Below are 13,769 nucleotides of genomic sequence, written 5' to 3' on the forward strand. Positions count from 1 at the left end.
TCGATCGCTCTCTATGATTAGTATTATTCTCAATATGGGCGCAGAAGATGTCAATCAGATCGGCACTTGAGTGACGGAAATCTTGCCGGAAAAACAGATATCGACATCGGTTCCCGGAGTGCGATCGCGGCGATCGTAATTTCCGCAGTAGATATACTCACCTCCTTCTACCCGATATTGGAGGGGCAACGGTTGGGTACTCAGGGGACAAAACACCATTTCCGGTTCTTTAGCACCCGGTTCCAGATGGGGAATATTCACATTCCAGAAACATCTCGGTTCTAGGGGATGGGAAAACAGCTTAGATAAAATATGGGCTGTCCATTGGGTTGTCCGTTGCCAGTCGATCGCCAGGGGGCGCTTAATCCAGTGGGAAATGGCAATACCGGGAACTCCATGAAAAGCCGCTTCGCGCACCGCAGCCACGGTTCCCGACATATAGACATCAATCCCCATATTGCCCCCCGCATTGACTCCAGAGAGAACCCAATCAATCGGTTGATTCAGTTGGGGTTGCAGTTGGGCGATCGCCAAGCGAGTACAATCAGCAGGTGTACCGTGAACCGCGTATTCAGTTGGCGATCGCTCCTCCATCTTCAGAGGTTTATGGGTGGTCGTTTGATGCCCACAGCCAGAATACTGAACCGTCGGTGCAACCAGAATCCCCTGATCCCCAACAGCGTTCTGGAGAGCGCGAATACCGGGAGCATCAATCCCATCATCATTGGTTAAAATTATCATCAGTTAAAATTAGAATCCGAGTGGAACCTATCTGTGTCTATCAATCGCCAGCATCCAACCCACTAAGCCATCTTGAGTGCGAACTCGGACATATTGTTGTCCACCGTAGTAAAAACTATTGTTCCAGTTGACGATTATGGGTTCACCTCGATAAACTGTGCGGACGCGATCGCCCTGATTATTATAAATCCCCGAAGTCACCCCTACTTGTTCGCGGGAACCCCTACGGACTGGATCTCTAAAATCAATTCCTGGAGGGCCAAAAAAACCGCCCCCACCGGGATTTTGAGCATAATTGGTTTCAAATCGGGCGCGACAACCATTTCTCACCCAAACAAACCCATTCCCAAATCCCCAGTTCCCTATACAAGAGGCTGTAGAATACTGTTCCACTAAAGTCACCCCATTGCGAGTATCGATGGGGCAGTTGGCAGGTTGGGCATCCCGACTTTCACAGCGCACCGATCGCGGGGGCTGTTGCCGTTGAGCGGTAGCCGGTTGCGGGTTAATAGTGCTGAGACCCACCATTACACTAGAGCATAGGGCGGCACTTAGATAAGATTGAAGAACTCGACGCATCGCTGAGTTAGTTAACATAATATAGAATGCCCGTTGATTGTAACATTGCTCAGGGCTGACGAAAGTTTGAGTGAGGGAGTGCCAGAAGAGAAATCTTTCGGTTGGGTTAAGAGTGATTTATAATCTCTTTATATAACTTAATCACCGCCGTTATTTTATCCTTTTGTCTCTTAAGATTATGACCAGCTTAACAGAACTGAAGATCCAACTCGATAGTGATAATCTTCGCGATCGCAAGCTGGCCCTGTTGGCACTGCGAGATCTCTCCCCGACTCAAGCGATGCCTTTGGTCAAACAAGCACTGCAAGACCGCAATCAACAAGTGCGGTCTATGGCCATTTTTGCCCTAGGGGTGAAGCCAACGGAAGAATCCTTTCCCTTGCTGGTCAATCTGTTAGAGACCGATCCTGATTATGGCATTCGTGCCGATGCTGCGGGGGCTTTGGGTTACTTGCGAGATTTAAGAGCCTTTGAACCCTTAGTGCGGGCTTTTTATGAAGACCCCGATTGGTTAGTGCGCTTTAGTGCCGCCGTTTCCCTAGGCAATTTACGGGATCAACGGGCCCATGATGTCTTGCTGCAAGCTCTAGATAGTGCGGAAGTGGTGATCCAGCAAGCGGCGATCGCCGCTTTAGGAGAAATCCAAGACCTCAGCGCCGTCTCCGCAATTTTGCGATTTGCGGGTTCAGACGATTGGCTCGTGCGTCAGCGTCTAGCAGAAGCCTTGGGTCATTTGCCCTGTAGCAAAAGCCAATCCGCCCTCAAATATCTCAGCAAAGACGCTCATCCCAACGTGGCCCAAGCCGCTACCCTAGCCCTAGAAAACTTGGCTTTCTGAACTCATTATTCATTATTCATTATTCATTATTCATTGTTCATTGTTCATTGTTCATTGACCTCACCCCCCAGAACGCTTGACTTTATAGCCTTTTTGTGATAGAAAATTCATCATTTTTTGTCCATGATCCCCTTGAATTTCCAAGGTTTGCTCCTTCAGGGTTCCCCCCGCTCCACACTGAGCTTTCAATTGTTTCAACAGAGCAGACAAAGTGTCCTGGGAATGTTGAAATCCTTGCACCACCGTCACCGTTTTTCCCTTGCGTCCTTTGCGAGACACTTCCACCTTCAGGTTTTGTTGCTTCGGCGGCACATCCACCTGCACCGAGTCTTGTCCCTCGGTGTTTGCACCCTCGCCAAACTCTTGATAGACTAGGCGATCGCCCGATTTTGACTTACCTTGAGAACCCATGTTCAGTATTTCCTAACTTCTCCAAAATATAGAATCCACGGATAAAATCTGCCACCACTTCCGCCGTCGGCACAGACAACTGTTGCATTTTCATCGTGTTGGTTTCACTGGTCTGAAAATAAGCAGCCGAATTAATCAACCGCTTACCAAAAGAGGGATGAAAATAAATATTGAGGGATTGATCGCTCGAATTGGTCAAACTCACCTGAGTCGGCACAGAAAAGAACTCTTCCGAACCCGGTGGGTTGGGCAAATCTCCACCCACTTTCACCCGGACAACCCGACTCATGACCTGACTAAGTGCCTTACTAATTTGTTTAATCCGTTTTCGGTCTCGAATGGTCAAATAATCCTCCATATCCGGAGAGCGAATAATCTCCATCACTTCAGAAATATTGCGTTGGGTGGCCGTACTATCCTTAAAGGGTAAAATGGCTAAATAGGCGATCGGCAACAGCTCCTCATCCCGGTCTAACCGGAAAATCAACGTCGTCCGACGATAGCCCACCTTAATACTCGGAGGATGATTCATCCCCGGATATTGCCCAGCAATATGATAATAGAACGCCGATAAAACAAACGATGCTGCATGATCGAGTTGGGCATCTACAGTAATACTCACCGTAGGCGGAGTGGGATTAAAAAACTGCTTAAACTCATCCGGTGTAAAATGATAAACCTGGGTATGATCGCCATCGGGACTTAAATCCACCCATTCACAGGCCATGCCATCGGTCTTTAAACCAAATCGAGACACCCCATGGAGCTTGGCCCCAGTTAAAGTCGCGCCACTCAAATCTGCGCCGCTCCATTCCACTTGGATCAAATTGGCTTGAGTTAAATCGGCATGAACCAAACTACAATTGACCAAATTGGCATTACTCAAATCCGCTCCAATCAAATTGGTTCCACTCAATTTGGCTTCACTTAAATCCGCCCAACTGAGATTGGTTCCACTGAGATCCACCCAGCGCAGATTGGCTCCACTTAAATTGGCTCCGCTCAGATTAGCCCGACTGAGATTGGCGTGGCGCAAATCCGCATCCCGCAAATCTGAGCCACTCAAATCCGCTCGTCCTAAGTCGGTTCCATGGAGATTGGCCCCTTCTAGATTGGCCGCAATCATGGATGTGCCGCGCAAATCCACTTCACTGAGATTGGCCCCACTGAGATTGGCTTGACGCAGGGTGGCTTCTCGCAAATCGGCCCCCGTCAGGTTTGCTCGACTGAGGTTAGCATTACTCAATTGAGCGCGAATCAGTTCAGCCCGAATCAGGCCGGTTTGTATTAAGCTTGCACCACTGAGATCCGCTCGTACTAAGTTAGCCACATTGAGAATGGCGCGGTTGAAATTGGCTTTGGTGAGATTACAACCACTGAGCCGAGCGACATTGAGTTTGGCTTTACTCAGATCTGCCCCTTGTAGGTTAGCCCCACTGAGGTTGGCTACACAGAGATTGGCCCCGCTAAAGTTGGCTTCACTCAAGTTCACCCCACTCAAATTTGCTTCGGTGAGTAAGATGCCCATAAAATCTCTTTGTCCGGCTTCGTACTGATTAAGCACTTCCTCTTCGTCCATGGCGATTTCCTAGAGATTGGTTGAGGTACACTGGCGTTGGCATAGGTTTCCCATCGAGTTGGATAACTGGGATGATGGGGAACAGGGGATCATGAACCCGATCCGGTGACTCTGATGGATAGATTGGAGTCTGGGAGGGGGTGACAGGGAGACCCAAAACGTTGAATGGATAGGTGGGTGATGAAAGTAGGCATCATTGGTTTAGGGTTAATCGGTGGGTCATTAGGGTTGACTTTACGATCGCTCGGTTGGGAAGTTTTGGGAGTGAGCCGTAATCCCCATACCTGTGAAGCAGCCGTTGCACAAGGGGTGGTGGATCGAGCCAGTCTTGAGTTGAGCCATTTGAGTATGGCAGAAATTATTTTTATTTGTACTCCCATTGGCCGGATTGTGCCGATCGCCCAGCAATTGGTTCCTTGGCTCTCTCCGGCCACAATTGTAACGGATGTCGGGTCAGTTAAAACGCCAATTGTCGAGTCTTTAGCCCCCATTTGCCCCAATTTTGTTGGCGGTCATCCCATGGCAGGAACGGCAGCACAAGGGTTAGGCGCGGCCGAGTTCGGATTATTTGAAGATCGTCCCTATGTTCTCACGCCGGTGGAAACGACCCCACCCGAATCTTTAGAGCGGATGACCGAAGTGGTGCGATCGCTACAAGCCAAGGTGTATCATTGCTCACCCCAAGACCACGATCGAGCGGTGGCCTTGATTTCCCATTTACCTGTTTTCATTAGTGCTGGATTAATTGCGACTTGTAGCGATCGCCCCCTGGACTCCGTGCGCGATTTAGCCCAAAAACTGGCCAGCTCCGGCTTTGCCGATACCAGTCGCGTGGGGGGAGGCAATCCAGAATTGGGTCGCATGATGGCCGAATACAATCGAGAAGCTCTGAAAGAATCTCTCTTAAGGTATCGCCAAAATTTAGATCGAGTCCTCACCTGGATTGAAAACGAAGATTGGGCCGCCATTGATGGGTACTTACAGAAAACCCAACAAGAGCGACCCAAGTTTTTGTAGGGAATGGGGAATGGGGAATGGGGAATGGGGAATGGGGAATGGGGAATAGGGAATAGGGAATAGGCAAAAGTTGATCCTCCCTATCTCCCCCACTCCCCCACTCCCCTATCTCCTAACTGCTCTGTCCTGGGACTAAGTTTTCTGCGCCTTCAATGACTTTCATCGAGATGATGCGATCGCCTTTTTTCAACTCTGGCAACACTTCCTCACCCTCAACCACATAGCCAAAACCAGCATAGCGACCATCCAACAGATTTAAGCCCGCAGGAGTCAATTCCGGTTCAAACAGGAAGAAGAAAAACTGAGATGAACCCCCATTCGGATCGTCATCCGGGCGAGCCATGCCTAGGGTTCCATAGGCAGAAAACGGCAATACCGGATCTTCCCGGTAGAGGCCAATTTCTTCTAGAGTAAACTCATAAATCGGTTCCGGTTCACTTTGAACCCGAATTTCTAAAGGAATAGTGCGCTCTTCTCCCGTGTCAGGATCGACAAACCCCTCTTCTGGGCCGGGAGGATCGCCAAGTTGCAGCACATAGAATTCTTCCGCACGGGTAATCGGTAAACCATCATAAAACCCTCTGGAAACCAGATCCACAAAGTTCCCAGCCGTCACCGGTGCATTATATCCATCAACGACAACCGTCAAGGTTCCTTTTTCTGTTTCAATTTCTACGGTTGCCCGTCCTTTTAACTGAGGTAAGGCACTATAGTCGGAGGGGACTTCATAGGGAAACCCTTGCACCATCAGATTTTCCAGAACATCTACCTCAGAGAGGCAACTTTTTTGAGTCGCAAAGGCGGCCATTTTGTCTTGTTCTGCCACTTGATCCCGAAGGGTGTTGAGATCGGCACTCAGTTGGTCTAAAACGGCTTGAGCTTCAGAGTGCCGAGATTCCGGAATACTGGCTAAAATTTTTTCACTACGGGTGGAGACCAAAAAACTCGCTTCACTGAGGCTAGAGCTTGCCGCACTCCAACGTCTTCCCCGAATGGGGGCCACAATCGACTCAATATCCCCTTGGATTTTAAAGATGGTGGGATTATCAATCGGTAGGGCATAGCGCAAAAGGGCATCGCCCTCGGTAATGGCATCTCCACCAGGGAGGCGACTTTCTCGGTTCGGTGCTGCTTGAGTGGGGCTACTGAGTCCCACCCAACAGGTCAGGAGCAGCACAAAAACCAAGGTTGCCTTGAATAAGGACTTTAGACTATGAATCATGGAAATCTTATCGCGATCGCTTCACAAGTATCAGCTCTGGGTTGAGCAACCCTAGGCTTATCATCCCATAGATGGGGACGGGGGGATTGGGAAGATCGAACATCAGGGCGATCGATTATTTCATCGGTTCTGATCCTAGAGAAACCAAAGGAGAATAATCCTTAAGTCGCACAGACTGTTGAGGCACGCCAATACCAATTCCCTCCTTTTCAAACACTAACTTCAGCCGCCGACGAAACTCACGAGCCACATCCCATTGTTTGATCGGTTGAGTTCGGATAAGGGCACGGATCAAAACCCCTTGGTGAGAAAGTTCATCCACTCCCAACATTTGCAAATCATCGGTAATAATATGCTCCCAGGCCGGTTCTTTTCTCATGGCTGAAGCCGTTTCTTCAATTAATTCCATCGCCCGATTTAAATCTGCATCATAGGCAATCACCACACTAAAATTCACCCGCGACCAATCCTTGGTCATATTGCGGACTATATCCACCGATCCATTGGGAATGGTAATGGCTTCTCCATCTAAATTTCGCAATTGGGTCATATATAAATTCAGCTTCTCTACTAATCCACCTACCCCATTAATATCCACCACATCTCCAACTGCATAACGGTCATTCCACAAGATAAGAGCGCCATTGAGTAAATCTTGAACCGTATTTTGGGAAAACCAACTCAAGGTCACAGCAATTACCCCAAAACTTGCCAGGATCGTTGGCGAAAAACCCAATAACCGCAACGTCATTAGGATGCCAAGGGTGATAAAAATAAAGCTGGTCAGTTGAGTTAAGGCCGTTGAATAAGTATTCGCTCTTAAAGCATAGCGAGACGAGGAACTCGATTCCTGACGGGAGGAATATCTAGCCCATCGACTCAGAGACCATTCAATTAAGAAATCGCCCAGTTTATTGAAAACAATGATTAAGACCCACACCAGAGGTAAACTTAAACTTAACTCCCAGAAAAAATGTTGATAATTTCGGGTTTGAGGGTAGACATTAACTAAGGCAGCTCCTCCCCAAGACCAAATCAAAAATTGTACGGTCAAGAGTAATTGTAGAATGAGGTTGAGGAGGTTACGCTGTTGTTTCAGGAATGTGCGGCGCTTAATCAATAATTGAGGCAAGATTTGCAATATTGATTCTAATTGATTGGTTGTGTTATTCAGTTGTTTCCAAAATTCGGGGAGTTTAATATTGCCTTTTACGATCAATGCTAAGTTTTGAGGTAATGAGTCAGAAGAAGAGGTCTCGCCCTCGCTAGACAAGGAGGTTAAGTTTTCTGATGAGGCCGATTCAGCATTGAAGGCGAGATTATTATCGAGTTCTTGAAGGGTGCGACGGAGTTTACGATCCCAAGCTTTGATTAATCGGTAGATTACATAAATAGAGAGGCTGATAAAGATAATCCATAGGAGTCTTCTACCGACAGTCTTCAAAGGTTGAAAGGGGGTTTGGTATAGTTCTTCTCGCTCGGAGATGGAGTCCTGAAGTTGCTTCTGAATTTTATTTTTCCATTCTTCTGCTAAATTGGAAATTTGTTTTTCTGCGTAGCGAGCATCTAGTTCAGTGATGGTTACAATTTTACGAGAGACTAGACCTTCTTGATCGGGCAAAAAAACCACAGTTTGACCAAATAATTCTCCAACTTCTATTTTTATAGACGAAGAAGTATAAGTCTCGTCGGCTGCTTTCTGTTCCAGGTCATAGATTTGTTTAGAATTAATGATTCTATAGAGGGTATTTTGAATGTTTTTTGATCGTTCCTCTGCTGAAAGAATGTATTGATCTCCACTGTTGAGCTGATTTTCGGGCAAAGAGGTGACGGAAAACAAGAAGTTGCCATCGACATAGACCGGACTGCATAAAATATTGCCACAATCATACATTTCATTAATATTCCACCCTAGGGCAGAGGTGGAGTGTTGAGGTTCTGATGTGGGGAAGAGGGGGAGCTGACTGAGGGCTGGAGACGTGCAAAGTCCAGATAAGATCAGAGCAACCATACAGACTCTGAGAATAAATTTCCAGATTCTGGAAGAACGTTGAATGGATCTTATGAGTCGGATGAGGTACATGATCAAAACTGAACTAAGGATGAACAAATTGCTTTGATGATTATAAGAGATCTGTGGGCAGATGAGTGAATGGATTAAGATGGTGAACGATAGTCTAAGATAAAGGGTTATGGAAGTTGGTTTAGAGACTCTGTTGAGCGATCGCCGCTTAGAGGTAACACAAAGGAGTCAGCAAGGGAATGACCCCATATCCATCAGAAATGGTAAAATGATCGGGTAGTAAAATCGTAGTGCCGTGACAACCCTAAAATGGTGGGTTACGGCGGATTGATAGATTGCTGTCAGAGTCTAGGTTTTAGCCGCCTAACCCACCCTACGCTAATGCACTATTTTAGCTGTGTCATGGCAGTAGGGTGCGTTAGCGAAGCGTAACGCACCAATCCTCTATCTATGGGTTGGCTAAGACCGATTCTCCCATTTGAATGCGCCATAAACTGGCATACACACCATTACGAGCTAACAGGTCTTCATGACGACCGGATTCGATGACTTTGCCGCGCTCCATGACGTTGATACAATGGGCGTTGCGGATGGTAGAGAGACGATGGGCGATCGCGATCGTCGTCCGATTCTGAGTGATGCGCTCTAACGATCGCTGAATGGCGGCTTCCGTCTCATTATCTACCGCAGAGGTGGCTTCATCAAGGATCAGAATGGGAGGATCTTTCAAGATTGCACGGGCGATCGCCAATCGTTGCCGTTGTCCTCCGGATAATTTCTGACCTCGCTCCCCAACAATAGTATCGTATTTTTGCGGTAATTCCATAATAAAATCATGGGCTTCTGCCAAGGTTGCCGCCGCAATAATATCGGGTTCAGAAGCCTCGAATGTGCCATAGGCAATATTTTCGGCTACAGTTCCATGGAATAAGAAGACATCTTGGCTCACTAACCCAATACAGCGCCGCAAATCCTCTAATCGTATTTTTTGCAACTCAATACCATCGAGAGTGATTGAGCCGTTTTGCACCTCATAGAGCCGCAAAAGCAGCTTGACTAGCGTACTTTTTCCCGAACCTGTAGAGCCGACAATGGCAAGGGTTTTGCCGGCGGGAATGGTGAAGGAGACCTGGTTTAAAACCGGCAGGCGATCGCGATAGGAAAAACTCACATCTTTCAACACCACTTCACCACGCACCGTCTCTAAAGGCAGGGGAGTATCTCCCGTATGAATGGCGATCGGTGTATCCAATAATCCCATTACCCGGCGAGTAGAAGCCATGGCACGCTGACATAAATCTAAGGTATTTCCGAGGCGTGTCAGGGGCCAAAGTAACCGTTGAGTCATAAACACCAGGGTACTATAGGTTCCCACCGCTAACGTGCCGTTGACTGCTTTTAAGCCGCCATAGAGTAAGATGCAGCTAAAACCGAGCAGAATTAACATCCGCACTAAAGGAATAAACGCCGCAGAATAGGCGATCGCCTCCTGGTTCGATCGCCGATAAGCCATTGAATCTTGTCCCACCCGCTTGACTTCGTAGGCTTCGGCGGTAAAACTTTTAATCGTGGTAATACCACTGAGATTATTCGCTAACCGATGATTGAGAAACCCTGCATTCTGACGCACTTGGGTATAGCGAGGAGCGAGAAACTTCTTATAGGCGATCGACCCCCAAATAATAAACGGCATGGGAACAAGGGTCATCCAAGCTACATCTGGCGCTAGGATTAAAAACATTGTGCCAATGATTAAAACCGTGGTCGATACTTGAATCACCTCATTGGCTCCCACATCCAAAAACCGCTCTAATTGGTTAATATCATCATTGAGAATTGCCATTAACTCGCCCGTGCTGTGGTCTTCAAAATAGGCCAGGTCTAGGTTTTGTAAATGACTGTAGGCATCTAAGCGCAGATGATGTTGAATGGTTTGCGCCAAATTGCGCCACAATCGTTCATAGGCGTATTGAAATGCTGATTCTAAGCCCCAAACTAGGGCAGAAACCAAGGTGAGCAGCAAGAGTTGGGTAAAAATGTTGGTGATTCCCAGAGCGGCGATCGCTGAATTTTCCTGTTTAACCACCACATCCACAGCAATCCCAATTAAGACGGGAGGGGCAAGATCGAACACCTTATTGAGAATAGAGGTGGCGATCGCCAACCGAACTTGATTCTGATAGGGGCCACTATACTCGATTAAACGCTGGAGAGGAGAAGAACTCAATTTCACGGTTTTGGGCATGGGGTAGAGAATTTGACTTCAATGAGTGTAACAAGAGAATTCTCGCTATTACCAGTGCCCACATAAAAGCAGCTTGTTCTAATGAACAAGCTGCTCAGAAAAAACTAGGTGATATCATGTCCGCTAAATCAGCTATAACAAGTCATTGCGTTTCGGCTGTCGCCGACATGAATACGAAGTATGCGCGTTTCGGCTGTCGCCGACATGAAAGCGAAGCTTGCGTGAAACGTAAAGCGCGAGTGGAACGGAGTGAAATGAAGCAATCTCGATCATCTCGATAATTGTAGCGTTAGCGAAGCTTGCGCGAAGCGCGAATGCTTCCCTGCGGTCGCAATGACATCTATTTAACCGGACATCATATGAAATGGATGGGAAAACCGTCCATAGGCAATTACATCATACCCATGCCGCCCATGCCGCCCATGCCACCCATACCACCCATGCCGCCCATGCCGCCCATGCCGCCCATATCGGGAGCAGCAGATTTGGGTTCAGGTTTTTCTACGACTAAGGCTTCCGTGGTTAAGACCATTCCAGCAATGGAACCAGCATTTTGCACAGAAGAACGAACCACTTTAGCCGGGTCAATAATACCCGCAACAATCATGTCTACATATTCACCCGTAGCAGCGTTGTAGCCCACATTAAATTCAGTAGTCCGTACATGGGAAACCACAACAGAACCTTCAACGCCAGCATTATCAGCAATTTGACGTAGGGGAGCAGCCAAGGCGCGAGAGACGATTTCTGCACCAATTTGCTCTTCAGGGCTTAATTGAGCTTTGAGTTCTTCCACTTTATTGGACAGGTGAATTAAGGTCGTTCCGCCTCCGGGAACAATCCCTTCATCAACAGCAGCTTTGGTGGCGTTTAGCGCGTCTTCGATGCGAAGTTTGCGGTCTTTAAGTTCCGTTTCAGTCGCTGCACCCACCTTAATGACGGCTACCCCACCAGCGAGTTTAGCGATCCGCTCTTGCAGTTTTTCTTTATCGTAATCAGAATCGGTTTCTTCCAGTTGGCGACGAATTTGGGCGATCCGTTTTTCAACATCCGCTTGGGTGTTGTTTTCCGAGACGATCACGGTGCTGTCTTTGTCGATGCTAATTTTGCGGGCGCTTCCCAGCATGTCTAGCTCGATGGTATCGAGACTTAAGCCCACTTCTTCGGAAATCACTTGACCGCCAGTCAATACGGCAATGTCTTGCAGCATTTGTTTGCGGCGATCGCCAAATCCCGGTGCTTTAACGGCGGCTGCATTCAGTACCCCTCTGGCTTTATTCACCACCAGAGTGGCTAGGGCTTCCCCTTCAATGTCCTCTGCAATAATCAGCAGGGGTTGACCCGCTCTGGCCACTTTTTCTAAAACCGGAACCAGGTCTTGAATCGAGCTGATTTTTTTGTCAGTGAGCAGAATCTTGGCACTGTCATATTCCACCGTCATCTGGTCATTGTTGGTGATGAAATAGGGCGACAGATAACCGCGATCGATTTCCATCCCTTCCACCACTTCCAGCTCGGTGAGCAAGGATTTGGACTCTTCCACGGTGATTACACCATCTTTGGTGACCGCTTCCATGGCTTTGGCAATCATTTGCCCCACTTCTTCGTCATTGCCAGAAGAAACCGTGGCCACTTGGGCGATCGCATCTCCTTCTACGGGTTTAGCAATGGCGGCAATTTCTTTGACTAAGTGGGCGATCGTTTTTTCAATTCCCCGACGTAGCGCCACGGGGTTTGCACCAGCAGCCACATTTTTTAGCCCTTCCTTCACCATGGCTTGAGCTAAAACAGTAGCGGTGGTGGTTCCATCCCCTGCCGTGTCTTTGGTTTTAGACGCTACTTCCCGGATCAGTTGCGCTCCAGTATTTTCGAGAGCATCTTCGAGTTCAATTTCTTTAGCAACAGTGATCCCATCATTAATGATTTGGGGCGCTCCAAATTGCTTTTCTAACAGCACATTCCGACCTTTGGGGCCGAGGGTAATACGGACGGCATCCGCTAGGGCGTTTACACCTTTTTCTAAGGCTTTCCGCGATTCTTCCTTAAATGAGACAATTTTAGCCATACACCTTTAGGGTTAGGTTTACCTGATATCATCAGACGCTTTAGCACTCTCTTGGTTAGAGTGCTAACCTCTTCCACATATATCAGGTTTGGGTCAAGTTTCGAGGTAGGGATATCCACACATGGAATGGGGGGAGTGGGTACACTCCGACAAGATCCCCACAACTTCCCTTAAAAAGGATCGATCGCCCAAAATGCCCTAAAGCACAATACTATACAGCGCTTCACGCTAGGCAAAAGGCAAGAGGCAAAAGGCAAAAGTCTTGTTGCAAAAGGTTTTTAGCGTTCAACCCTGTATTCCATAACAGAGCAAAGTGCTGTAATACCCATGGTTATCCTTTTTTTCCCTTCAATTCAGGATATTATGTCTGGCTCAACAGCCGAATTGTAGGGTGCGTTAGCGAAAGCGTAACGCACCTACTACTGAGAATACAACTAAGGTGGATACACCCAGATTGATCTACAAAAATGGTATCTGTAGGGGCGAACGGCCGTTCGCCCCTACAACCATATCTCACTCTTATCTGAATCAAATATAATTGTCATTGCGACCGGAGGGAAGCAATCTCTAAGATTTGGAGATTGTAGAGATTGCTTCGTTCCGCTCCGCTCCACTCGCAATGACTGGATTTAATTCACTTAGGGCTTTTTCTGGAGAGCTTGCATTTCTTCTTGCACGCTCATGCCAATTTGAAGAGCTTGACCAAACAAATCACCATATTGACTCGCTTCCTCGCTCATTTGCAAAATCTTTAAAGGTTCTAGGTTCATATTAAAGTCAGTTGACCGAAGGTTAGGGTTTTCGCGAAATGTCTTTTCAATTCTTAAGGCACAAATGAGATCGGCTCTCATTATCCTCAATGCTTCGATCATTTGTTCTTTATTGTTCAATCGCTTTGTCCCACCAGAACACTGTGCTTCATCTAATGCATCTACTGCATCAAGTAGCGAATTATAATAAGTACAATCTCCTAAATATAGAGTCGTCAGCACTTACATATAGGAAATGTTGTTTTTGTTCCTCGCAATAACACAAATGGATGATTGGGT

11 protein-coding genes are annotated in these 13,769 nt (G+C 47.4%); 2 read left to right on the forward strand and 9 right to left on the reverse strand.

The features are described from left to right. Window positions 1-54: 54 nt before the first annotated feature. Window positions 55-744, reverse strand: coding sequence for a 5'/3'-nucleotidase SurE (gene surE / locus PMG25_RS12620; RefSeq protein ID WP_347178823.1), 690 nt, complete (start codon window positions 742-744; stop codon window positions 55-57). Window positions 745-768: 24 nt separating this feature from the next. Beyond that, window positions 769-1,320 (reverse strand): DUF3011 domain-containing protein, encoded by a 552-nt coding sequence (locus PMG25_RS12625; protein ID WP_283767261.1) that lies wholly within the window; start codon window positions 1,318-1,320, stop codon window positions 769-771. 178 nt (window positions 1,321-1,498) lie between these two features. Here PMG25_RS12625 and PMG25_RS12630 point away from each other — a divergent pair, with 178 nt between their 5' ends. Next, entirely contained in the window at window positions 1,499-2,158 is a 660-nt protein-coding gene (locus tag PMG25_RS12630) for a HEAT repeat domain-containing protein (protein WP_283767262.1), read from the forward strand. A 60-nt stretch (window positions 2,159-2,218) separates the two neighbouring features. Here PMG25_RS12630 and PMG25_RS12635 read toward each other — a convergent pair whose 3' ends face one another. Further along, on the reverse strand, window positions 2,219-2,569 hold the full coding sequence (locus PMG25_RS12635) for a translation initiation factor (RefSeq protein WP_283767263.1): 351 nt from the start codon (window positions 2,567-2,569) through the stop codon (window positions 2,219-2,221). After that, window positions 2,553-4,148: a pentapeptide repeat-containing protein gene (locus PMG25_RS12640; protein WP_283767264.1), complete on the reverse strand. Its 1,596-nt coding sequence runs from the start codon at window positions 4,146-4,148 to the stop codon at window positions 2,553-2,555. Before PMG25_RS12640 ends, PMG25_RS12635 begins: the two co-directional genes overlap by 17 nt. Window positions 4,149-4,328: 180 nt before the next feature. Here PMG25_RS12640 and PMG25_RS12645 point away from each other — a divergent pair, with 180 nt between their 5' ends. Further along, window positions 4,329-5,165, forward strand: coding sequence for a prephenate/arogenate dehydrogenase (locus PMG25_RS12645; RefSeq protein ID WP_283767265.1), 837 nt, complete (start codon window positions 4,329-4,331; stop codon window positions 5,163-5,165). A 112-nt stretch (window positions 5,166-5,277) separates the two neighbouring features. On the opposite strand, the gene PMG25_RS12650 is transcribed toward PMG25_RS12645, so the two are convergent. The 5 genes from PMG25_RS12650 to PMG25_RS12670 form a co-directional block, all read right to left on the reverse strand. Next, the gene (locus tag PMG25_RS12650) at window positions 5,278-6,387 is read right to left on the reverse strand and encodes a peptidylprolyl isomerase (RefSeq protein WP_283767266.1); all 1,110 of its coding nucleotides are present in this window, start codon (window positions 6,385-6,387) and stop codon (window positions 5,278-5,280) included. 115 nt (window positions 6,388-6,502) lie between these two features. Next, on the reverse strand, window positions 6,503-8,398 hold the full coding sequence (locus tag PMG25_RS12655; protein WP_283767267.1) for a mechanosensitive ion channel family protein: 1,896 nt from the start codon (window positions 8,396-8,398) through the stop codon (window positions 6,503-6,505). Window positions 8,399-8,858: 460 nt separating this feature from the next. Then, window positions 8,859-10,655, reverse strand: a complete 1,797-nt coding sequence (locus PMG25_RS12660) for an ABC transporter ATP-binding protein (RefSeq protein WP_283767268.1) — start codon at window positions 10,653-10,655, stop codon at window positions 8,859-8,861. 391 nt (window positions 10,656-11,046) lie between these two features. Continuing rightward, window positions 11,047-12,720 carry a chaperonin GroEL gene (gene groL / locus PMG25_RS12665; RefSeq protein ID WP_283767269.1) on the reverse strand — a complete coding sequence of 558 codons (1,674 nt, stop codon included), beginning with the start codon at window positions 12,718-12,720 and terminating at the stop codon, window positions 11,047-11,049. 638 nt (window positions 12,721-13,358) lie between these two features. Next, window positions 13,359-13,571 (reverse strand): hypothetical protein, encoded by a 213-nt coding sequence (locus tag PMG25_RS12670; protein ID WP_283767270.1) that lies wholly within the window; start codon window positions 13,569-13,571, stop codon window positions 13,359-13,361. Between the last annotated feature and the right edge of the window lie 198 nt (window positions 13,572-13,769).

Source organism: Roseofilum capinflatum BLCC-M114, assembly GCF_030068505.1.
GTDB classification, from domain to species: domain Bacteria; phylum Cyanobacteriota; class Cyanobacteriia; order Cyanobacteriales; family Desertifilaceae; genus Roseofilum; species Roseofilum capinflatum.